The following is a 22,232-nucleotide window of genomic DNA, read 5'->3' as shown; positions in this document are numbered from 1 at the left end:
CCATGGACCCAATTTTCACTCTTGTTATTGAAGATGACGAGCGGATCGGTGCCATCCTGTCAGAACTGGTGGCGGCGACCCCAGGCTTCTCCCTGCTGGGGCGGGCTGCCACCCTGGCCCAGGCCGATCTCATGATGCGTGCCACCGAACCCCAGTTGCTGGTGGTGGACATCTCCCTGCCGGACGGCTCGGGTCTTGAGTGGGTGAACCGGCTGCGCAGCCACAATCGGGAGGTCTTCGTGGTCATGGTGACCGCTTCCTGCGACGTGGAAACCATACAGCAGGCCCTGAATCTCGGGGTGCAGGACTACATCATCAAGCCGCTGCGGCTGTTTCGCATCCAGCAGAGCCTGGACGAGATCCTGACCCTGCATCGCCGCCTGTGCGAGCGCGGCCTGCTGGAGCAGAGCGATCTCGATCGCCTGATGGGCAAGGGGCGCATTCAGCCGAGGGAGGTGCGCGACACCCCCAAGGGCATAGACGCCATCACCTTGCGCCAGGTGCTGGAGCTGCTGGCGGGGGAGCCGGACACCGCCTTCTCCACCGATACGGTGGCGCTGCGCCTGTCACTCAGCCGCACCACGGCGCGCCGCTACCTGGAGTTTCTGGAGTCCGAAGACAAGCTGGACGTGGATCTCAACTACGGCCAGCGCGGTCGCCCCGAGCGGCGCTACCACTGGCGCCGGGCAGGTTGAGCCTCCGGTTGCTGCCAAAAAGCACGTGAAAACAACAAGGGAGCCAGCGGCTCCCTTGTTTTTGGGCGATGTTCGTTTTCAGGCGGCTTCCCGTTCGGCTACCGGTGTCCGCCCCTTTCAGCTGGGAGGCCATCACTCCGCCCAGGATTAGGCCGCCGCCTATCAGGTGATGGCCATGGATGGGCTCCCCCAGGGAGATGACGGCGATCAGCGCCGTGCACAGGGGCATCAGGTTCATGAACACAGAGGTGCGCTCCGCCCCCATGGCGGCGAGGCCACGCATCCAGCAGTAGGCCGCCAGCAGGGAGGAGGCGAGCCCGGCGAACAGCACCAGACCCCAGCCTTCGGCGGGCACCGCCAGGGAGTCAGCACTCAGGGCGACCGGGATCAGCAGCAGCACCGCCAGCAGGATCTGCAGATAGAGGTTGAGCCAGGGGCCGAACGGCAGTTGCCAGCGGCGGATCAGCAGGCCATAGAGCGCATAGCTGGCGGAGCCCAGCAGCATGAGGCCATCCCCCGGATTGATGCCGTCGTGCAACAGCGCCAGGGGCTGGCCCTTGCCGAGCAGCCAGAGCACCCCGAACAGGGAGAGGCTCATGCCGAGCAGCGCCTGCTTGCCCGGACGTTGGCCGAAGAAGAGGGCGCTCTGCAGCAGGGTCAGCAGCGGTATGAGGGAGCCGATGACCCCCATGTTGGTGGCCGAGGTGCTGTGGGCGGCGTAGTAGGCCAGGCACTGGTAGAGCACCATGCCAAGGGCCGCCAGCACCAGCAGCTTGCCGAGCCAGGGGCGGATCTCGGCGCGGCGGCGCCACAGTTGCGGCAGGCAGAAGGGGGAGAGCGCCAGGGCGGCGATCACCCAGCGGTAGAAGGAGATGGCGGCGGGATCCAGCACACCGGCGGCGGCCTTGGAGACCACGGTATTGGTAGCCCAGATCAGCACAGCTATCAGCGGGAAGAGAAGGGGGAAAAGATTTCGCATCAGAGGCTCCTTATTAACAGATGGCCAAGTCTAGCCTTGTCTTTATATTATCAAGTAGCGTAAATACAGACATGACTTAGTGGAAAAGACAACTCTTTCTGATGCACCTTATTCCGGCCCACAGGGGTTGCGTTTTCCCGCAGCTGATGGCTGCCTTTAACCTGTGCCAGAGATCGTGTCAACAGGACGTTGCATCACGCGTATTCTTCTATCTCGCAAGAGGCGCTGATGGCCACACACCAGTTTCAGCCGGTAGATGTCGTTCTGCCCGCTCCCAATCCGCTCTATTTCAGTTACCAGCAGATGCTGGCCGACAGCGCGACCTTGTTGCACTCCCACCCCTGGGGCCAGCTCAGTATGATCAGTCTGGGGATCATGGAGATAGTGCTGGGGGATCACCGGCTGGTGGCGCCTGCTGACTACCTCATCTGGGTACCGGCGGATCTCGAGCACACCTCCTACAACCAGCAGGCCCTCGACTACACCTCCATCTACGTCAGCCACCAGCTGGCGGCCAAGCTGCCGCCAGAGCCCAGATTGCTGCTGCTCACCCCGCTGATCCGCGCTCTGTTGAGCGATTTTTGCGAACGGCGGGTGAGCCATATGGCGGATGAGTGGGATCAGCGCCAGGCCGAGTTGCTGGTGGAACGACTGGCGCGCACCCGCTGTCAGGAGAGTTACCTGCCGATGAGTCAGGACAAGCTGCTGGCTCCCATGCTGGCGGTGCTGCACAGCGATCCTGCCGACCCTCGCACGCTGGCCCAGTGGGCCGGGCAACTGCACACCACCGAGCGCACCCTGGCACGTCGCTGCCTGCGCGAGCTGGGGATGAGCTTTGGTCAGTGGCGGGCGCGGCTGCGGCTGCTCAAGGCGCTGGCCTGGCTCAAGGGGGACATGCCCATTCAGGAGATCAGCTGGCGGCTCGGTTACGGCTCCACCTCGGCCTTTATCGCCATGTTCAACCGGGAGCTGGGCAGTGCTCCCCCCAGCGTTATCGCCAGCAGTCGGGCCAGATAACAAATCGCCGAGGTGTCATCGGTGAAGCAAAACAAGAAGGGCGCCCGCAGGCGCCCTCTCTGATGGCATCTGCTGGCAGGTTCAGAAGAAGCCGAGGGGGTTGATGTCGTGGCTCACCAGCAGGTTCTTGGTGTTCTGGTAGTGATCCAGCATCATCTTGTGGGTCTCGCGGCCTATGCCTGACTTCTTGTAGCCACCGAAGGCGGCGTGGGCCGGGTAGGCGTGGTAGCAGTTGACCCAGACCCGGCCGGCCTGGATGCCGCGCCCCATGCGCCAGGCCAGGTTGCTGTCCCGGGTCCAGAGCCCCGCCCCCAGGCCATACTGGGTGTCGTTGGCAATGGCCAGGGCATCCGCCTCGTCCTTGAAGGTGGTGACCCCGAGGGCCGGCCCGAAGATCTCCTCCTGGAACACCCGCATCTTGTTCTGACCCGAGAAGATGGTGGGCTGGATGTAGAAGCCCCCCTCAAGGCCGCTCACCTTGGCCGGGCCGCCGCCTATCAGCATCTTGGCCCCCTCGCCGCGGCCAATCTCCATGTAGCTCAGTATCTTGTCGAACTGCTCCCGGGACGCCTGGGCGCCCACCTGGGTGGCGGTGTCCAGGGGGTTGCCCTGCACTATGGTGCGGGCGCGGGCCAGCACCCTGTCCATAAAGTCGTCATAGATGCTGGCCTGCACCAGGGCGCGGGAGGGGCAGGTGCACACCTCGCCCTGGTTGAAGAAGGTCATCAGCATGCCTTCCACCGCCTTGTCGATGTACTGGCTCTCATGCTGCATCACGTCGGCGAAGTAGATGTTGGGGGACTTGCCGCCGAGTTCGACGGTGGAGGGGATCAGCTTGTCGGCGGCGCAGCGCAGTATATGGGCGCCGACTTCGGTCGAACCGGTGAAGGCCAGCTTCTGGATCCTGTCGCTGGTGGCCAGCGCCTGACCGGCCTCGGCACCGAAGCCGTTGACCACGTTGACCACGCCGGGGGGCAGTATGTCCTTGATGAGATCCATCATCAGCATGATGGTGACCGGGGTCTGCTCGGCGGGCTTGAGCACGCTGCAGCAGCCGGCCGCCAGCACAGGGGCCAGCTTCCAGGCTGCCATCAACAGCGGGAAGTTCCAGGGGATGATCTGGCCGACCACGCCTATGGGCTCCTTGAAGTGGTAGCTGACGGTGTGTTGATCCAGCTCGGCGGCCGAGCCCTCCTGGGCACGGATGCAGCCGGCGAAGTAGCGGAAATGATCCACCACCAGCGGCAGGTCGGCGGCCAGGGTCTCGCGCACCGCCTTGCCGTTCTCCCAGGTCTCGGCGACGGCGAGCACCTCTATGTTCTGCTCGATGCGATCGGCGATGCGCAGCAGCAGGTTGCTGCGCTCGGTGACGCTGGTCTTGCTCCAGCTGGCAAACGCCTTGTGGGCGGCATCCAGCGCCAGCTCGATGTCGGCGGCGTCGGATCTGGCCACCTCGCAGAACACCCGGCCATCCACCGGCGAGACGTTCTCGAAATAGCGGCCGGCGCGGGGGGCCACCCAGTCGCCACCGATGAAGTTGTCGTAACGGGACTTGAAGCTGACCAGGGCGCCTGCCTGACCGGGAGCGGTGTAAATCATCTCATCATCCTTATGTGTGTGGTCCTGACCGGCCCGGGGCCGGTGACCAGCTGCTATCGCAAGGGCCGTGCCAGAGGGTCTGACCAGAGCGACAAAAGTTACAAAAACGTTATCAAACAGGGTGCGGCGGCGTATCTTGATTAACCAGTGACCGCGGTCGTGGCGATGAGACTGTGCCGTTTCTGGACAGTGGTCGTGACACTGTGCCCTTTGTGAACAGGAGGCGTGATGAGCGAGTTACCTCAGTCCATTCCCAGCCCCAGCCCGATCCAGCGCTCCTGGCAGCGCTGCCTGCATCAGGGCCTGCTCCGCCAGCAGAGCGCCGAGCTGGATCTGCTGCCCCAGGGAGAGCTGTCGGCCCGCCAGGAGCAGCACAGAACGCTTATCACCTGCTTCCAGCGCTTCGTGTTGCCGCTGTTTGCCCAGTTACTGGCGGGCAGGCCCTGTCGCCTGCTGCTGTGTGACGGCGAGGGGGCCATTTTGGCCGCCAGCGGTGACGATGGCTTCGCCCGCCACGCCGAGCGGATCTTTTTGCGCAGCGGTGCCCGCTGGGGGGAGGCGAGCAAGGGCACCAATGCCATAGGCACAGCGCTCGCCGAGCAGAGCGAGGTGCAGGTGCTGGGGGCCCAGCACTTCTTCGCCCAGCACAGCTTCCTCAGTTGCAGCGCCTGCCCCCTGCTCGGGCCGGACGGGCAACTGCTGGGGGTGCTCGACATCTCCACCGATGCGGCCCACCACGACGGCGACATGCTGGGCACTGTGCGGCTCTTGGCGATGACCCTGGAAAACGCGCTGCTGGCGCGTCAGCCGGGCTGGCTGGTGGATCTCGATCCCCAGAGTCTCTGGTCAGCCCGCCTGCTGCTGGGGGAGGGGGGCGAGCTGCTCGGGGCCAACCGGGCCGGACGGCTCTGGCTCGGCCAGCACCCCTTCGATGGCCGGCAGCTGCTGAGGGATCGTCGCGGCCTGCGGCTGGAGCCCGAACCTGTGGTGATTCAAACCGAAAACCAGCCCCAGCCAGCCGTTACCGCCGGGGTGCCCCTCAAGATGCTGGAGCGGGGTATCTCGCTGCTTATCGAGGGGGAGACCGGCAGCGGCAAGGAGCACCTGGTGCGCGAACTGCACGGGCAGTCGAGCCGACGGGGCAAGCCCCTGGTGTGCGTCAACTGCGGCGCCCTGCCGGCGGAGTTGGTGGAGGCCGAGCTGTTTGGCTACGTGGGCGGGGCCTTCAGCGGTGCCCGCAGCCAGGGCAGCCAGGGGTATCTGCGCGCCGCCCATGGCGGCATCCTGATGCTGGACGAGATCGGCGAGTTGCCGCTGCTGGCCCAGACCCGGCTGCTGCGGGTGTTGCAGGAGCGCAGCGTGACGCCGGTTGGCAGCCACAAACCCGAGCCGGTGGATTTCTGGCTGGTCAGCGCCAGCCACCGGGATCTGGCGGCCATGGTGCAGGATGGCGGCTTTCGCGAAGATCTCTATTACCGCATCTGCGGCTGGCGCCAGCAGCTGACACCGCTGCGGGCCTGGCCCCAGGGCGAGCGCCTGGGGCTGATCCGGCGCCTGCTCTCGGAGATGGACCCGGCCCTGCAACTGACGCCGCAGGCGGAGCGGCAACTGCTGGCCCACCCTCTGCCCGGCAACGTGCGCCAGCTCAAGCAGGCGCTGGAGGTGGCCTGCGTGCTGGCGGAAGGGCAGGGCTGGATTGAACCCGCCCACCTGTATCTGCCCGAGGTGGCCGCCATGCCGGCTCCCCGGGGCGTCACCACCTTGCGCGAACAGAGCCGGCTGCGGGTGCAGCAGACCCTGACGGAGTGCGGCGGCAACGTGAGCGAGGCGGCGAGGCGGCTTGGCATCAGCCGCACCACCCTCTACCGGGCGCTGCGGGAAGAGGGATAGGGGTGTTGCCACACCGCTTGCTTGTGTAGACTGGGGCTCTGCGATGATTTTTCTTTATTTTTCCATGGCATGGAGCGCTCAGTGGTGAAAGGAATGATGACATCGGGAACCCGTTTCCCCAGGAGCTGGCGTCCGCCTCTTGCGGTGCAATGCCGACAGGACTCAGCCCGGCGGATGGCAGGCGACGCCCTGCTCGCGGGCTGAGCCGACCAATGCCCCGGCGCCCGTGAGGGCGCGTGTAATAACCTTGGATCTGGATCAGCACGGTGCAGAATTACAAGGTGTAGAGTAAAAGCTCTTTTTCAGGTGTGATCGCCATGACCCCATCCTATTCCCGCGTGACCAATATGCTGTTCTGGAGCCTGCTGCTCGGCAGCCTGTTGGCCATCTTGGTGTTCGAGTTCGGGCCAGAGCGGCGGCTGGACATCCTGAGCCAGGCCAGCCTGGCCGCCAGGGCCCAGGATGATCGCGCCCATGGGGGCCAATCGGTCACCACGCTGATCCCTGGGGGCGACAAGCCCGCCATCGACTGCAAGCTGCGTGCGGGCCACAGCTCCCCCTTCTGTGAACTGATCCTGACCCTGTCAGCCCCCGAGTGGGGGCTGGATCTCTCCCACTTCAACGGCGTGCGGGTCAAGCTGAGGGTGGAGGGGAGCGAGCCGCAGAGCTGGCGCCTCTATCTGCGCAACTATGATCCCGCCTACTCGATAGCCGGGGACGAGATCTCCCACAAGTTCAACGAGGTGCTCTTTCGTCCCGACGATTACGGCCGCATCCAGGACGTCCCCCTCAAGGTGTTCGCCCCCAGCTCCTGGTGGGTGCAGCAGTACCGGATCCCGCTGGCGCAGCAGGGGGCGGATCTGCACCATGTCTATGCCATCGAGCTTGCCACCGACGACAGGATGCAGCCCGGGGACTACCGGTTGATCCTGGAAAAGCTGGAGTTCTATGGCCGCTGGGGCAAGCCGGGGGACTTCTACCGCCAGCTGCTGCTGGGCTGGCTGATATACGGAATACTGCTGTTTCTGACCCAGTACCTGCTGATGGGGGACAAGCTGCGCAAGGCTCGCGAGGCGCGGCTGGCGGCGGAGGCGCTCAGCCAGAGCCTGTCCGAGCAGTACCGCCGCACCGAGGAGGAGGCCCGCTACGATCCCCTGACCGGGGCCCTCAACCGGCTCGGTGGCGAGAAGCTCTTGAGCGAACTGGGGGAGATGCCGCTCTCCTTCATCTATATCGACATCGATCACTTCAAGGGGGTCAACGACACCCACGGCCACCCCATGGGGGACGAGGTGCTCAAGCACATGGTGAGCGAGCTGCTGCGCCATTGTGACAGCCTGTGCCGCCTGGTGCGCTGGGGAGGAGAGGAGTTCGTGCTGGTCTGCCTGCACCATGAGCAGGCGAGGGCAGAGCGGCTGGCCGAGCGACTGAGGGGGGCGCTGGAGGCCTACAGGGACTGGCCCCTCGGGCTCAGGATCACCGCCTCCTTCGGGGTGGCGGAGCGGCGCGGGGACTCCCTTGAGCTGACCCTCAAGCGAGCGGACGAGGCGCTCTATCAGGCCAAGGAACGGGGGCGCAACCGGGTCGAGGTGGGTTAGGGCGCAGGCTTGCCCACCGACTAAGGGCCTTGCCTTCGCTAAGGTGATTGCGGCTGGAGCCCCGGCCTCCCAGCCGTTATGATGCGCGCCAGCCGGGGCGCGGGCCCCCTCATCAGTCAAGGAGTTTCCCATGTCCCAACACCTAGGTGCCCTGACCCTGCTGGTGGCCGACTACGATCAGGCCATTCGCTTTTTTACCGAGGGGCTCGGATTTGAGCTGCTGGAAGACACGCCCCTCGACGAGCCGGGCAAACCGGGCAAGCGCTGGGTGCGGGTTGCCCCTAAAGGTGCCCCAGGGTCGGCCCTGCTGCTGGCCCGGGCCGCCAATGCGCAGCAGCAGGCCGCCATCGGCCAGCAGGGGGGCGGCCGGGTCTTCCTGTTTCTCGAGACCGACGATTTCTGGGGCGACTACCAGCGCATGCAGCAGTACGGCGTGCATTTTTGTGAACAGCCCCGCCACGAGCCCTATGGCACTGTGGTGGTGTTCGAGGACATCAGTGGCAACCGCTGGGACCTGCTGCAACGCATTGCTGCCAACTGAATCTGAAAACGTTTATCATCCCGCCTGTCATAAAGTCATAAAAGTGTCACAGAAAGTTCTAATAATTGGCGCACCCATCTTCACAGAGGAGAGAGAAGGGATATGGCTAAGCGAATTCTGGTGGTCGAGGACGAGGCACCAATCCGCGAGATGCTCTGCTTCGTGCTCGAGCAAAAAGGATATGAGACGGTTGAGGCAGAAGATTATGCCGATGGACTGGCGAAGGTGCGTGAACCTTACCCCGAGCTCATCGTACTGGACTGGATGATGCCAGGCGGCAGTGGCATCCAGTTCATCAAGCAGCTCAAGCAGGACGAGGTGACCCGCCAGATCCCCGTGGTGATGCTGACCGCCCGTGGTGAGGAAGAGGACAAGGTGCGCGGCCTCGAGGCGGGCGCCGACGACTACATCACCAAGCCGTTCTCTCCCAAGGAGCTGACCGCCCGCTTGCACGCCGTGATGCGCCGGGTCTCCCCCACCTCGGTGGACGAGGTGATCGAGGTGCAGGGGCTCAAGCTGGATCCTGTTTCCCACAGGGTCAGCGCCGAAGACAAGGCGCTGGACATGGGGCCGACCGAGTTCAAGCTGCTGCACTTCTTCATGACCCATCCCGAGCGGGTCTACAGCCGCGAGCAACTGCTCAACAACGTCTGGGGCACTAATGTGTATGTGGAAGACAGGACGGTGGACGTGCACATCCGTCGCCTGCGTAAGGCGATCGAAGAGACCGGGCACGACAGATTGATCCAGACGGTGCGTGGAGCCGGATACCGCTTCTCAACCCGTCTCTAGGGGATAACATGTTGCAACCTTACGCCTGGCGGCGACAGTTGTGGCGAATGGCGTTCTTCTACGCCCCCTTCGTCTTGGTAGGTTGGTTGATTGAACACCTCTCCCTCTGCCTGCTGGTGGCGACCGTGCTGCACCTGGGCTGGCACTACCGCTTCCAGAAGCGGCTGTCGGACTGGCTGTGGCACGATCGCAGCCTGGTGCCGCCCCATGGCAGCGGCAGTTGGGAATACATCTTCAATGGCATTTACAAGTTGCAGCAGCGCCACCGTGCCCGGCGCCGCGAGCTGGCGGGGCTCATCCGCCGGTTCCGGGAGGGGGCCGAGGCCCTGCCCGACGCCGCCGTGGTGTTTCGCGCCGATGGCAGCATCCTCTGGTGCAACCGGCTGGCGGAGCAGTTGCTCGGTTTTCGCTGGCCCGAGGATGCCGGCCAGCACATCGGCAACCTCATCCGTCACCCCGGTTTCGTCGCCTACCTCGGCAAGGGGCAGTATGACGAGCCGTTCGAGATGAGCTCCCCCATCAACGAGGAGAAGTTTCTCGAGTTTCGCATCATGCCCTATGCCGAGGATCAGGCCATGCTGGTGGTGCGGGACGTGACCCGGCTGCGCAGCCTCGAGAAGACCCGCAAGCACTTCGTCTCCAACGTCTCCCACGAGCTGCGCACCCCGCTCACAGTGCTAAAGGGGTACCTGGAGATGACCGAGGAGCCGCCGCCCCCCGCCATGTGGGCCAAGGCGCACAAGGTGATGATGGAGCAGACCATCCGCATGGACAACCTGGTCAACCAGCTGCTCACCCTGTCGCGCATCGAGGCGGCCCCGACCGTGGATCTCTCCCATCTGGTGGACATGCCCGCCATGCTGGGGCTGCTGGAGCAGGAGGCGCGTGCCCTGTCGGGAGAGAGTGCCCATCAGATAGAGTTTCAGGTGCAGTCCAATCTGTTCGTGAAGGGTGACAGGGACCAGCTGCGCAGCGCCGTCTCCAACCTGGTCTACAACGCCATTCACTACACCCCCGCCGGTCGCAAGATCACTGTGGAGTGGCGCAAGCAGGGGGCCATGGCGCTCTTTGTGGTGCAGGACCAGGGGGAGGGGATAGCCCCGGAGCACCTGGCGCGGCTCACCGAGCGCTTCTATCGGGTCGACAAGGCGAGATCCCGCCACACCGGCGGCTCCGGCCTTGGCCTCGCCATCGTCAAGCATGCCCTGAGCCATCACGATGCCCAGCTCGAGATAGAGAGCCGGGTCGGCCAGGGCAGCCGTTTCAGCTTCCTCATTCCTGCCAGGATGGTGGTGGTAAAATAGTCTTTATTGACAACTGGTTAGCAATAAAAAAGGGGGCGGCGAGAGCGGCCCCCTTGGCATTTGTTCCGCGCTGGGCCCATGTCATCAAAGTGTCATATAAATTCCATAAATTTGTCACTGCCAGGTCAGATACTGGCGCCGTCTTAAGAACAGACCCAGCGTCACCTTGGGAAAGAGGGGACGGATAAAACTCAACAAGCTGACTGACGCAGTCAGCTTGATCACCGCAAGACAGTGTTAATCGGCGCCATGTATTGGCAATTGCCTTCTGTAACTTTGGAGAGATTGGATGAAACTCAACAAACTGGCTGGTGTAATCGGATTCACCGCAGCAACCCTGTTTTCTGTCAGCGCCCTGGCTGCCGGTGTGGATAAAGATCTGCCGGATTACACCCCGACCAGTGGCATCTCGGGCAACCTGTCCTCTGTCGGCTCGGACACCCTGGCCAACATGATGACCCTGTGGGCCGAAGAATTTAAGCGCGTCTACCCCAACGTCAACGTGCAGATCCAGGCCGCCGGTTCTTCCACTGCCCCGACCGCACTGACCGAGGGCGTCGCCCAGTTTGGCCCCATGAGCCGTGCCATGAAGGCCGGTGAAGAGGAAGCATTCGAGAAGCGCTACGGCTACAAGCCGACCGCCATCCGCGTCGCGGTCGATGCCCTGGCGGTGTTCGTGAACAAGGACAACCCCATCAAGGGGCTGACCATGGAGCAGGTTGACTCCGTCTTCTCCAGCACCCTCAAGTGCGGCGAAGCCAAGGCCGCCACCAAATGGTCCGATCTGGGTCTGGATGGCAACTGGTCCAGCAAGGACCTGCAACTGTTCGGTCGCAACTCTGTCTCCGGTACCTATGGCTACTTCAAGGAGCACGCCCTGTGCAACGGTGACTTCAAGAGCGGCGTGAACGAGCAGCCGGGCTCCGCCTCAGTGGTGCAATCCGTCTCCGCTTCCCTGAACGGCATCGGCTACTCCGGCATCGGCTACGTCACCTCAGGCGTGCGTGCCGTACCGCTCTCCAAGGATGGCAAGACCTTCGTTGAAGCGACCGCAGAGAACGCCTTGACCGGCAAATACCCGCTGTCGCGCTTCCTGTACGTTTACGTGAACAAGGCTCCGAACAAGCCGCTCTCCCCGATGGAGCAAGAGTTTGTGAAGATGATGCTCTCCAAGGCCGGTCAGACCATAGTGGCGAAGGATGGCTATGTGCCGGTTCCCGCCAAGATTGTCCAGGCCGACCTGAAGAAGCTGGGTATCATGTAATCCCGCTTTCGCTCAGCAGACAAACTAGCCTCCAAACGAGCCCAAGCGGGCTCGTTTTTATTTTGGCGCCACGGGATCTTTTTGGTCGCATGGGGTGGCGCCTGGCTTGCACCGGACGGCGGCATTCCCGAGAATAGGGCAACTTCACGGTAAAGGACCCTCTCATGCGTGCATCTTCCCTGTCCAAATTCGGCCTGGCGGCCTTGTGCAGCGCCCTGCTGGCCAGTTGTGCCCAGTCGCCGACCGGCCGCAGCCAGATGCTGCTCTTCTCCCCCCAGCAGATGAACCAGCTGGGGGCCGACTCCTTCGAGCAGATGAAGAAGCAGGAGAAGGTAAGCAAGGATGCCAAGGTGAATGCCTATGTCTCCTGCGTGGCCAAGGCGGTCACCGCCCAGGTGCCTGCCAGCTATGGCATCACCAGCTGGGAGGTGGTGGTGTTTGACTCCAAGGAGGTCAACGCCTTCGCCCTGCCCGGGGGCAAGATCGGCGTCTACAGCGGCCTGCTCAAGGTCGCCAAGAATCAGGATCAGCTCGCCACCGTCATCGGCCACGAGCTGACCCACGTGCTGGCACAACACTCCAACGAACGCCTCTCCCGGGATCAGCTGACCGGCATAGGGCTGGCGGTGGCCGATGCCGCCATCGGCAGCAGCCAGGGGGGCGGTGCCACCATGGCGGCGCTCGGGCTCGGGGTTCAGGTGGGGATCGCCCTGCCCTATGGCCGGGCTCAGGAGAGCGAGGCCGACCGGTTGGGGCTGGATCTGATGGCTCGCGCTGGCTTCAACCCGGCCGAGGCGATTCCCCTGTGGCAGAACATGAGTGCCGCCGCCGGGGGCAAGGCGCCGCCCCAGTTGCTCTCTACTCACCCGAGCGATGAGAACCGCATTACCGAGTTGCAGGCCCAACAGGCTCAGGCAGAGCCCCTGTATCGGCAGGCCCGTGCCGCTGGGTTGACTCCCCAGTGCAAGGCATAACACTGCGTCTGGCCCGTCCCGCCGATGCCGCCGCCATGACGGTGATGCAGCGGGCCAGCTGGCTGGCGGCCTATGGCAGCGTGCTCGGTGAGGATCTGCTGGCCCAGCTGGCGGTCACCGAGCATCTGCAGATCTGGCGCCGCCGGCTCGCCGAGCCGGCCCCCATCCCCATGCTGCTCTGTCAGGACGAGGTCGTCATCGGCCTGCTCTATTGGCACCCGGCCCATGAGGAGGGGCTGATGACGGCGCGCATCCGGGCGCTCTATCTGCACCCGGATCACTGGCGTCGGGGCCATGGCAAGCGGCTGTGGCAGGCGGTGGCGGTGCAGATGCGCCGTGCCGGTTGCGAGTGCGTCAGGCTATGGTTGCTCGATGGCAATCATATCGGCGAGGGGTTCTACCTGCGTCGCGGCTTCGTGTTTGACGGCCAGGAGCGCACCCTGACGAGCCTGGGACAACCCTGTCTGCAGCGGCAAATGTTCCGTTTGCTTTGAGCTGGCTCCCGTTTTTCGCCCATAGTTACTTTATTTTTTTGGCGAATTAATACAATGTGCCCCATCTGGACAGACTGAGGTGACCCGGTTCACCGGCAAGGGAGTGTGGCATGTATTACGGATTTGATATTGGTGGTACCAAGATTGCCTTCGCTGTGTATGACGGTGGCCTGAATCTCTGTCACGAAGAGCGCATGAGCACCCCCGGCAATGATTACGAGGGGCTGTTGCAGCTGATCCTGACGCGGGTCGAGGCGGCGGACGCCCGCTTCGGCGCGAAAGGCGCCGTCGGCATCGGGTTTCCCGGCATCATCAATCGCCTGGATGGGAGCATAGTGGCGGCAAACCTGCCCGCCATTCACGGTCGTCATCTGGGCGCGGATCTGGCCGCACGACTGGCACGCACCGTCAGCGTCGACAACGACGCCAACTGCTTCCTCTGGTCCGAAGTGCATCAGGGGGCCGCCGCCGAGGCCGAGAGTGCGCTGGGGGTGACCATTGGCACCGGCATAGGTGGCGCCGTCTATCTGGCGGGCAAGCTCATCCAGGGCCGCAACTGGCTGGCGGGGGAGATAGGCCATTACCCGCTGCCGGCCACCATATTGATGAAGTATCCCGATCTGCCCCGTCCCCGCTGCGGCTGTGGCCGCCTGGTCTGTTTCGAAACCTATGCCTCGGGCACCGGCCTGGAGCGGCTCTATCACCACTTCAACGGCGAGCGCGCCAGTGGTCACCAGATAGTCGCCCGTGCCGAGGCCCGGGAACCCGCGGCGCTCTCGGCCATCGACTGCTGGCTGGAGATCCTGGCCGCCGGGCTCGCCACCGCCATCTCGGTGATAGACCCCGAGGTGGTGGTGCTGGGGGGCGGCCTCAGCGGCCTGCCTGCCCTGTATGAAGAGCTGCCCAAGCGTCTGCCCGGCCACCTGCTGCCCGGCGTCGCCCTGCCGGCTATCCGCCAGGCCCGCTTCGGCGGCGCCGGTGGCGTGCGTGGCGCCGCCCTGCTGAATTTATGAGATCAGGCACTGGGTCTGATCTCCCTGGATAAGGAGTCATCATGACCCGTCTTGAAATCTGCATCGACAACCTGGAATCCCTGTTCACCGCCCAGCAAGCCGGGGCGGATCGCATCGAACTCTGCTCTGCGCTGGGGCTGGGCGGTCTCACCCCCTCCTATGGTTTCATGCAGCAGGTGGCGCGCCACGCCACCATTCCCGTCTACGCCATGATCCGCCCCCGTGCCGGGGATTTCTGCTTCAGTGCCGCCGAGTTCGAACTCATGTTGCTGGACATCGCCGCCGCCCGGGCAGCAGGCTTGCAAGGTGTGGTGGTGGGTCTGCTGGACGAGGGGGGCAGGGTGCCTGCCACCCAGTTGCAACAACTGGTCGAAGCGGCCGGTCCCCTGGGGGTCACCTTCCATCGCGCCATCGATCTCAGCTCCAACTGGCGCGCCGATCTGGAGACCATAGTGGCGGCCGGCTGTGAGCGTATCCTGAGTTCCGGCCATGCCCCGACCGCCCTGGCGGGTCTGGAGACACTGCAGGCGATGCAACAGACCCTGGCGGGCCGCGCCAGCCTGATGCCCGGCGCCGGGGTCAATGCGGACAACGTGCGCACCATACTCGAGTTCACCGGGGTGAGCGAGGTGCACATGTCCGGCATGGGCTGGCGCGGCGGCATGGTGCCCCACGGCGTCAACATGGGCACTTCGGACGACGGCCGGGTCAATATCACCGACGGCGCCAAGGTGGCAGCGGTGAGAGCCCTGCTGGATCGCGCCTGAGTCAGGGTGTGGCCGGGCGGCATGGTGCCTCTCTATGGGATGTGAACATGGGCACTTCGGACGACGGTCGGGTCAATATCACCGACGGCGCCAAGGTGGCAGCGGTGCGGGCCCTGCTGGATCGGGCCTGAGTCAGCCTGTGGTTGGGTCGTCTCCTCTCCCTTCTCCCCTCGCGGGAGAAGGGCCGGGGATGAGGGGGGTGTGAAGTCTCTCCCACGGGCGGGGAAATCAGGACGGCAGCCGGCAGCACCTCGCCAAAAAGTCTGATATTATCTCGACTCTTTTACTCTCAGGACCCGGAGCAACATCTCAATGTCCCAATACGACTCTATCGAACAGAAGGCCAGCTATGGCATCGGCCGCAACATGGGTGATCAGCTGGCGCAGCAAGCCTTCGCCGGTCTGGATATCCCTGCCCTGCAACAAGGTCTGGCAGATGCCCTGAATGGCCTGGAGTTCGCGGTCAGCCGTGACGATATCAATGATGCCTTCCAGGTCATCACCGCCCGCATGCAGGAAGAGCAGGAAGCCGTTGCCAAGGCGGCTGCCGCCGATGGCGAAGCCTTCCTGGCCGACAACGCCAAGCGCGCCGACGTGAAAGTGACCGACTCCGGTCTGCAATACGAAGTCATGGTAGAAGGCAACGGCGCCGTGCCGGTGGCCGGTCAGTCCGTACGCGTGCACTACCACGGTACCTTCACCCACGGTGGCGTGTTCGACAGCTCGGTCGCCCGCGGCCAGCCTGCCGAGTTCCCGGTCACCGGCGTCATCGCCGGTTGGGTGGAAGCGCTGCAGATGATGCCGGTTGGCTCCAAGTGGAAGCTCTACATTCCGCAGGATCTGGCCTACGGTGCCCGTGGCGCTGGCTCCATCCCGCCCTACTCCGCACTGGTATTCGAAGTGGAGCTGCTGGACATCCTGTGATCCGGCTGGCGTGATGCAAACGGCGACCTCTGGGTCGCCGTTTGTTTTTGCGCGCCGCCACGCCCTGGTGGATGAACCATGGTCTTCTCGGGAGATTTGGATATAGTCAGGACGTCGCACTCTCGGCCACCCAGGGAGACAGGCCATGGCCGCCATCATCGAAGTCGTCGATCTCATCAAGCACTTTCCCGGTGTCAGGGCGGTGGACGGCCTCAGCTTTGCCATTCCCGCCGGTAGCTGTTTCGGCCTGCTCGGTCCGAACGGGGCGGGCAAGACCACCACCATAGAGCTGCTCGAGGGGATCCTCACCCCGGACAGCGGCCAGATCCTGTTTCATGGCGCCCCTCGTGGCCCCGACTATCGCTCCCGCATCGGCATCCAGTTCCAGCACACGGCGCTGCAGGATTTTCTGACGGTGCGCGACACCCTGCGCCTGTTCGCCAGCCTCTATCCCAACCCCCTGCCACGGGAGCTGCTCATCGAGCTGTGCGCCCTTGGCGAGTTCATCGACAGGGACAGCCGCAAGCTCTCCGGCGGCCAGCGTCAGCGCCTGCTGCTGGCCCTAGCCCTGCTCGGCGACCCCGAACTGTTGTTTCTGGACGAACCCACCACAGGGCTGGATCCCCAGGCTCGTCACCACTTCTGGCAGCGGATCGAGGCGATCAAGGCCCAGGGCAAGACGGTGGTGCTCACCACCCACTACATGGACGAGGCGCAGCAACTGTGCGATCGCATCGCCATCGTCGATCACGGTCATCTGCTCAGCCTGGACACGCCGGCGGCCCTGCTGGCGCGGCACTTCGACGGCGTGCTGGTGCGCCTGGCGGATCACCCGGCCCTCGCCAGCCTGGGTTATCCGCTGCGGCCCCATGGCGATCAGGTTGAGCTGAACTGTCCCGACGTGGCGGCCTTGCTGCCACGGCTGCTGAGTCTGGGGGTACCGCTGACCGGCATGCAGGTGCGCTCCCCCAATCTGGAAGATCTCTTCCTGCACCTGACCGGCCACAGCCTCCGGAGCGGCGCATGAAAAATCCCATCAAGCGCAATGTCGTCGCGCTCTGTTACCAGCGAGCCTTGCCATGGCCACTGGGTTTGTCATCTCGACTGGGTTCGAGCCCGAGGAGGGGAACATGAAGGGCGTCATCAAGCGCAATGTCGTCGCGCTCTGTTACCCGCGAGCCTTGCCATGGCCACTGGGTTTGTCATCTCGACCTGGGAGCGGAACATGAAGGGAGCATTCAAGCGCATAGGTGCGCTCTTTTACGCCCGCACCCTGGAATTCGTGCGCGACAGGGCGGCCCTGGTCTGGAACCTGCTTTTTCCGCTCTTGCTGGTGATCGGCTTCTCCCTCATCTTCTCGGGCCCCCCCAAGCCGCTGGTGCAGATAGGGGTGGTGGGGGAGCTGACGACGGCCTATCAACCCCTGACCCATATCCCGTTGCTCAAGCTGATCCCCTATGACGACGAGGCGAGAGGCGTCCTCAAGGTGCGCCACCATCAGCTGGACTTGCTGCTGTCACCGGCGCGCGGCCACTACTGGGTCAACCCGGATGCGCCCCAGGGGGCCATGGCCGAGTACCTGCTGCGCCAGGCGGTGCACGAGCCCTTGCAAAGAGAGGCCCTGAGCGGACGGGCCATCCGCTATGGTGACTGGTTGCTGCCCGGGGTGATCGGCATGAACCTGATGTTCTCCGGCTTGTTCGGGGTGGGGTTCGTCATAGTGCGCTATCGCAAGAACGGGGTGCTCAAGCGCTTGCGAGCCACGCCACTCTCGGCCGCCGAATTTCTCTGCGCCCAGTTGCTGTCGCGGGTGCTGATCACCCAGGTGGTGAGCCTGCTGGTCTTCCTGGTGGCTTACTGGCTGCTGGATGTGCCCCTGCTCGGCTCCGGCTGGCTGCTGCTCTTCATCGCCCTGGTCGGCGGGACCGCCATGGCCTCCCTCGGGCTGCTCATCGCCGCCCGCATTCAGAACGAGGAGCTGGCGAGCGGTTTGCTCAATCTCATCAGCTTGCCCATGATGTTCTTATCCGGCGTCTGGTTCTCGCTGGAAGGGTCTCCCCCCTGGTTACAGGCAGTGGCGGCCCGCTTACCGCTCGGCCAGATCATCACGGCGGCCCGCGCCGTCATGCTGGAAGGGGCTGGCTGGGCCGAGGTGGCGGCGCCACTGGGCTGGGTCCTGCTGTTTACCTTCTGCTGCATCACCCTGGGCAGTGCCCTGTTTAAATGGAGTCACCATGAAGTCACTACCGCTGGTTGGGGGCCCTGCTGGCCCTGCTGTTGAGTCTACCGGCCAGTGCCGATGCCATGCGCTGCAAGAACGCCCTCATCACAGAGGGGGACAGCACCGCCGAGATGCTGCTCAAGTGCGGCGAACCCATGCTGCGCGAAAGCTGACCCGCAACGAGGAGAACCAGTTTGGCAACCTGGTGCAGGTCAATATGGGAGCGCTGGACCTACAACTTCGGCAAGAACGAGTTCATGCGCTTCGTCACAGTGCGCAACGGTGTGGTCACCGACATAGAAAATGGCCCGCGCGGCGAATACAGTGCTGCCCGACCGGATGCTGCGCGCCAGTGCGGTCGTGTCGCTGCGGTTCTTCTTCCGGCTTTTACACCCCGTTCCTACGCTCAGTTCCTCTTCCTCCGGTTCCCGATATTGGTTCATTCCCCCAATAACCAACTGTAAAAATGAACCTGATAAATGAGTCGTCAGCGCTTTTTTCTGCCCCGAATCCGGTGCGTCCGATTTTTTGCGAAAAATAATCCTAGCACACTATCGGCGGCTTTGAACGGTCGGCCATTTTGCGAATAAGGGTCTATTTTTAATTCTAAGAGTGCATATCAGCCCATTTAAATATTTTGTGCTGCTGCACCAAGGAAATGGAGTCAGGCTTCGCATTTTTGACAGGTTTTTGGCTGGCTGGATGACTGCGAAAAAGCAGGAAAAACACATGGCGTCTTGCAAGTTTTGGTGCCGATTTGAATCAAACCACAGGAAGAGTGACATGAAGCAGATACACCAAGGCAGGTATGGTGATAGTGCTGTCGCTGGCGGCAGCCAATGTCTGGGCAGATGGCACCCTGGATGCAGTCAAGAAGAAGATCGTGCAGTGCGGGGTCGGCGATGGCCTGCCCCGGCTTCTCCAGACCCCGGATGCAAAGGGGACCTGGACAGGCCTTGATGTTGACGTGTGCCGCGCCGTTGCCGCCGTGCTCGGGGATGCCGGCAAGGTCAAGTATGTCTCCCTCACCGCCAAGGAGCGTTTCACCGCCCTGCAATCCGGTGAAGTGGACTTGCTGTCGCGCAACACCACCTGGACCCTGACCCGGGACGGCTCGCTGGGCCTGACCTTCGCCGGGGTGAACTACTACGATGGCCAGGGCTTCCTGGTCAACAAGTCCCTCGGGGTCAAGAGCGCCAAGGAGCTGGACGGGGCCGCCGTCTGCATCCAGTCCGGCACCACCACCGAGCTCAACCTGGCGGATTATTTCCGCGCCAATGGCGCCATGAAATATACCCCAGTGGTGTTTGACACCTCGGATCAGACCGTCAAGGGCTTCGAGGCGGGGCGTTGCGACGTGCTGACCTCGGATCAATCCCAGCTCTACTCCCTCAAGATCAAGCTGACCAAGCCGGAGGATGCCGTGGTGCTGCCCGAGGTCATCTCCAAGGAGCCGCTGGGCCCGGCGGTGCGCCAGGGTGACGAGCAGTGGTTCAAGGTGGTGCGCTGGAGTCTTTACGCCATGCTCAACGCCGAAGAGGCCGGTGTGACCAGCGCCAACGTGGACGAGATGCTCAAATCCACCAACCCGGACATCCGTCGCCTGCTGGGGCTGGAAGAGCCCAAGGGCGCTGTGCTGGGGCTGGATGACAAGTGGGCCTACAACATAGTCAAACAGGTCGGCAACTACGGAGAGTCCTTCGATCGCAACGTCGGCGCCGGCTCCCCCCTCAAGATCGACCGCGGCATCAACGCGCTCTGGAACAAGGGTGGCCTGATGTATGCCCCGCCCATCCGCTAAATAGACTGCAGTCGGGGGGCCTGGCCCCCCATTTCCCCTTGCCCTGGCTTTGTCGGAGTCATCCTCATGGCGATACAAGCATCAAACCATAGGAAAGAACAGGGCCGCTGGTGGTATGACGCTAAGGTGCGGGCGCAGATCTTCCAGTGCCTGGCCATTGCGGCCGTTCTCGCGTTTCTGTTCTACATCATCAACAATGCCCTGACCAATCTGGCAACCCGTGGCATCACCACAGGTTTCGATTTTCTGGGCAACACCGCCGGGTTCGGCATCTTGCAGAGCCTGATCCCCTACGATGAGACCTATACCTTCGGTCGCACCTTCGTGGTCGGCCTGCTCAATACCCTGCTGGTCTCGGTGCTCGGCATCCTGTTTGCCACCCTGCTCGGCTTCGTGCTCGGGATAGCGCGTCTGTCCCGCAACTGGCTGGTGGCCAAGATAGCCACCGTCTACATAGAGACCTTCCGCAACATTCCGCTGCTGCTGCAGATCTTCTTCTGGTACTTCTCGGTGCTGCGCACCCTGCCGTCGCCCCGTGAGAGCGTGGAGTTGGGAGGGCTCGCCTTCTTGAACGTGCGGGGCTTCTATCTGCCCAAACCCTTGTTTGAAGAGGGTTTTGGCTATGTGATCTGTGCCCTGCTGCTGGCAGTCGTCCTGAGCTGGGGGCTGAGCCGCTGGGCAAGGCGCCGTCAGGCGCTGACCGGCAGGATCTTCCCGTTCTGGCGCTGTGTGGCCGCTCTGGTGATCCTGCTCCCCGCCATCGCCTTCCTGCTGGCAGGCAGCCCGCTCTCCTGGAGTGTGCCCATACTGCAAGGCTTCAACTTCCGGGGCGGCTTGACGGTACTGCCCGAGCTCGCGGCGCTGCTGCTGGCGCTCACCATCTATACGGCGGCCTTCATCGCCGAGATAGTGAGATCCGGCATACTGGCCATCAGCAAGGGGCAGACCGAGGCCGCTTCCGCCCTCGGGCTCTCGCCCACCAAGACGCTGCGGCTGGTGGTCATTCCCCAGGCGATGCGGGTCATCATTCCCCCGTTGACCAGCCAGTATCTGAACCTCACCAAGAACTCCTCGCTGGCCACCGCCATCGGTTATCCGGATCTGGTCTCTGTGTTCATGGGCACCACCCTCAACCAGACCGGGCAGGCCATCGAGGTGATCGCCATGACCATGGGGGTCTATCTCATCATCAGTATCACCACCTCAGTCCTGATGAACATCTACAACCGCAGGATGACGCTGGTCGAGCGCTAGGGAGCTGTCATGTTTGTGAACGAGTTGCAGGAGGCGTTGCCGCCTCCCAATCATCGCCGGGGGCTGGTCGCCTGGATCAGGCAGAACCTCTTCCCCAACTGGTGGAACGGCCTGCTGACCCTGGTGCTGGCCTACCTGCTGCTGCCACTGCTCTGGTCGGCGCTGGACTGGGCTATCTTCTCCGCCAACTGGCAGGGGAGCAGCCGTGCCGACTGCGCCCAGGGTGGTGCCTGCTGGGTCTTTATCGAGAGCCGTCTGGGGCAATACCTCTACGGCTTTTACCCGGTCGACCAGTATTGGCGCATCAATCTGGCCTTCGCCGGCCTGGCCGTGCTGCTGGCGCTGCTGATCTGGCCGCGCACCCCGCGCAAGGGCTGGCTGGCGCTTTTCACCCTGCTGGTGTTTCCCATTATCGCCTTCGTGCTGATCCACGGCGGGGCGGGTCTCGAGGTGGTGGAAACCAACCGCTGGGGCGGCCTGATGCTGACCCTGGTGCTGGCGGTGGTGGGCATAGTGGTTGCCCTGCCATTCGGGATCCTGCTGGCGCTGGGGCGCCGCTCCCACATGCCGGTCATCTCCAGCCTCTCCACTGTCTACATCGAGTTCTGGCGGGCGGTGCCGCTCATCACTGTGCTCTTCATGGCCTCCGTCATGCTGCCGCTGTTCATGACCAGCGAGGTGGAGCTCGACAAGCTGCTGAGGGCGCTCATCGGCATCATTCTGTTCCAGGCGGCCTATGTGGCCGAGGTGGTCAGAGGGGGGCTGCAGGCGATCCCCAAGGGGCAGTACGAGGCGGGTGAAGCCTTGGGGCTCTCCTACTGGAAGGTGATGGGACTGGTCATCATGCCCCAGGCCCTCAAGATCACCATTCCCTCCCTGGTGAACACCTTTATCTCCCTGTTCAAGGACACCAGCCTGGTGCTGATCATAGGGCTGTTCGATCTGCTGGCCATCTCCAAGGTGGCGCTGGCGGATCCGGCCTGGCTCGGCTTCTCCACCGAGGCCTATGTGTTTATCGCCATGATCTTCTGGATGTTCTGTTTTGGCATGTCCCGCTACTCCATCTATCTGGAGCGCAAACTCAACACCGGTCACAAGCATTAGG

General features: G+C 63.4%; 18 protein-coding genes and 4 pseudogenes. 20 read left to right on the top strand and 2 right to left on the bottom strand.

The genetic code is table 11. The features are described from left to right. Positions 1 to 2: 2 nt before the first annotated feature. Positions 3 to 695, top strand: a complete 693-nt coding sequence (locus tag ACF2JD_RS06970; protein ID WP_440987073.1) for a response regulator — start codon at positions 3 to 5, stop codon at positions 693 to 695. A gap of 115 nt (positions 696 to 810) precedes the next feature. Here ACF2JD_RS06970 and ACF2JD_RS06965 read toward each other — a convergent pair. Beyond that, a pseudogene (locus ACF2JD_RS06965) lies at positions 811 to 1,674 on the bottom strand (DMT family transporter); the annotation flags it as partial. A 228-nt stretch (positions 1,675 to 1,902) separates the two neighbouring features. Between ACF2JD_RS06965 and ACF2JD_RS06960 the strand changes: the two are divergent. Further along, positions 1,903 to 2,684 (top strand): annotated as a pseudogene (locus ACF2JD_RS06960) (AraC family transcriptional regulator); the annotation flags it as partial. An 88-nt stretch (positions 2,685 to 2,772) separates the two neighbouring features. Here the strand turns inward: ACF2JD_RS06960 and exaC are convergent. After that, complete coding sequence (exaC, locus tag ACF2JD_RS06955; RefSeq protein WP_411650348.1) at positions 2,773 to 4,290, bottom strand: acetaldehyde dehydrogenase ExaC; 1,518 nt, start codon at positions 4,288 to 4,290, stop codon at positions 2,773 to 2,775. Positions 4,291 to 4,518: 228 nt separating this feature from the next. Here exaC and ACF2JD_RS06950 point away from each other — a divergent pair, with 228 nt between their 5' ends. The 18 genes and pseudogenes from ACF2JD_RS06950 to ACF2JD_RS06865 all read left to right on the top strand — a co-directional run bounded on the left by ACF2JD_RS06950 (position 4,519) and on the right by ACF2JD_RS06865 (position 22,231). Further along, a complete protein-coding gene (locus tag ACF2JD_RS06950; protein ID WP_440987072.1) occupies positions 4,519 to 6,180 on the top strand; it encodes a sigma 54-interacting transcriptional regulator in 1,662 nt (553 codons plus the stop codon). Positions 6,181 to 6,497: 317 nt separating this feature from the next. Continuing rightward, entirely contained in the window at positions 6,498 to 7,778 is a 1,281-nt protein-coding gene (locus tag ACF2JD_RS06945; RefSeq protein WP_412706196.1) for a GGDEF domain-containing protein, read from the top strand. 130 nt (positions 7,779 to 7,908) lie between these two features. Further along, positions 7,909 to 8,319, top strand: coding sequence for a VOC family protein (locus ACF2JD_RS06940; RefSeq protein WP_411668678.1), 411 nt, complete (start codon positions 7,909 to 7,911; stop codon positions 8,317 to 8,319). A gap of 102 nt (positions 8,320 to 8,421) precedes the next feature. Beyond that, the gene (gene phoB / locus ACF2JD_RS06935) at positions 8,422 to 9,111 is read left to right on the top strand and encodes a phosphate regulon transcriptional regulator PhoB (protein WP_043134568.1); all 690 of its coding nucleotides are present in this window, start codon (positions 8,422 to 8,424) and stop codon (positions 9,109 to 9,111) included. Between the two features lie 8 nt (positions 9,112 to 9,119). Beyond that, positions 9,120 to 10,415, top strand: coding sequence for a phosphate regulon sensor histidine kinase PhoR (gene phoR, locus ACF2JD_RS06930; protein WP_440987071.1), 1,296 nt, complete (start codon positions 9,120 to 9,122; stop codon positions 10,413 to 10,415). Between the two features lie 289 nt (positions 10,416 to 10,704). Then, the gene (locus ACF2JD_RS06925; protein ID WP_025327848.1) at positions 10,705 to 11,679 is read left to right on the top strand and encodes a PstS family phosphate ABC transporter substrate-binding protein; all 975 of its coding nucleotides are present in this window, start codon (positions 10,705 to 10,707) and stop codon (positions 11,677 to 11,679) included. Between the two features lie 164 nt (positions 11,680 to 11,843). After that, positions 11,844 to 12,653: a M48 family metallopeptidase gene (locus tag ACF2JD_RS06920; RefSeq protein ID WP_042648620.1), complete on the top strand. Its 810-nt coding sequence runs from the start codon at positions 11,844 to 11,846 to the stop codon at positions 12,651 to 12,653. Further along, on the top strand, positions 12,641 to 13,147 hold the full coding sequence (locus ACF2JD_RS06915) for a GNAT family N-acetyltransferase (protein ID WP_303809215.1): 507 nt from the start codon (positions 12,641 to 12,643) through the stop codon (positions 13,145 to 13,147). Before ACF2JD_RS06920 ends, ACF2JD_RS06915 begins: the two co-directional genes overlap by 13 nt. A gap of 110 nt (positions 13,148 to 13,257) precedes the next feature. Beyond that, a complete protein-coding gene (locus tag ACF2JD_RS06910) occupies positions 13,258 to 14,160 on the top strand; it encodes an ROK family protein (RefSeq protein ID WP_163147732.1) in 903 nt (300 codons plus the stop codon). A gap of 41 nt (positions 14,161 to 14,201) precedes the next feature. Then, positions 14,202 to 14,927 carry a copper homeostasis protein CutC gene (locus tag ACF2JD_RS06905; protein ID WP_139744977.1) on the top strand — a complete coding sequence of 242 codons (726 nt, stop codon included), beginning with the start codon at positions 14,202 to 14,204 and terminating at the stop codon, positions 14,925 to 14,927. A 47-nt stretch (positions 14,928 to 14,974) separates the two neighbouring features. Beyond that, positions 14,975 to 15,058 (top strand): hypothetical protein, encoded by an 84-nt coding sequence (locus ACF2JD_RS06900; RefSeq protein WP_039039290.1) that lies wholly within the window; start codon positions 14,975 to 14,977, stop codon positions 15,056 to 15,058. Positions 15,059 to 15,239: 181 nt separating this feature from the next. Beyond that, on the top strand, positions 15,240 to 15,851 hold the full coding sequence (locus ACF2JD_RS06895; protein WP_005324672.1) for an FKBP-type peptidyl-prolyl cis-trans isomerase: 612 nt from the start codon (positions 15,240 to 15,242) through the stop codon (positions 15,849 to 15,851). A 145-nt stretch (positions 15,852 to 15,996) separates the two neighbouring features. Further along, a complete protein-coding gene (locus ACF2JD_RS06890) occupies positions 15,997 to 16,878 on the top strand; it encodes an ATP-binding cassette domain-containing protein (protein WP_440987070.1) in 882 nt (293 codons plus the stop codon). 198 nt (positions 16,879 to 17,076) lie between these two features. Further along, the gene (locus ACF2JD_RS06885) at positions 17,077 to 18,132 is read left to right on the top strand and encodes an ABC transporter permease (protein ID WP_440987069.1); all 1,056 of its coding nucleotides are present in this window, start codon (positions 17,077 to 17,079) and stop codon (positions 18,130 to 18,132) included. Between the two features lie 23 nt (positions 18,133 to 18,155). Next, positions 18,156 to 18,536: pseudogene (locus ACF2JD_RS06880) on the top strand (DUF2845 domain-containing protein). Positions 18,537 to 18,855: 319 nt separating this feature from the next. Beyond that, positions 18,856 to 19,873, top strand: a pseudogene (locus tag ACF2JD_RS06875) (amino acid ABC transporter substrate-binding protein). Positions 19,874 to 19,939: 66 nt separating this feature from the next. After that, positions 19,940 to 21,127: an amino acid ABC transporter permease gene (locus ACF2JD_RS06870; RefSeq protein WP_234571033.1), complete on the top strand. Its 1,188-nt coding sequence runs from the start codon at positions 19,940 to 19,942 to the stop codon at positions 21,125 to 21,127. Between the two features lie 9 nt (positions 21,128 to 21,136). Beyond that, complete coding sequence (locus ACF2JD_RS06865; RefSeq protein ID WP_290027627.1) at positions 21,137 to 22,231, top strand: amino acid ABC transporter permease; 1,095 nt, start codon at positions 21,137 to 21,139, stop codon at positions 22,229 to 22,231. Position 22,232: the final 1 nt, after the last annotated feature.

The sequence above is a fragment of the Aeromonas ichthyocola genome (assembly GCF_046087985.1).
Taxonomy (GTDB): Bacteria; Pseudomonadota; Gammaproteobacteria; order Enterobacterales; family Aeromonadaceae; genus Aeromonas; species Aeromonas rivipollensis.
The sequence above is the reverse complement of the archived record's forward strand: the minus strand, read 5'-3'. Positions and strand labels throughout refer to the sequence as shown.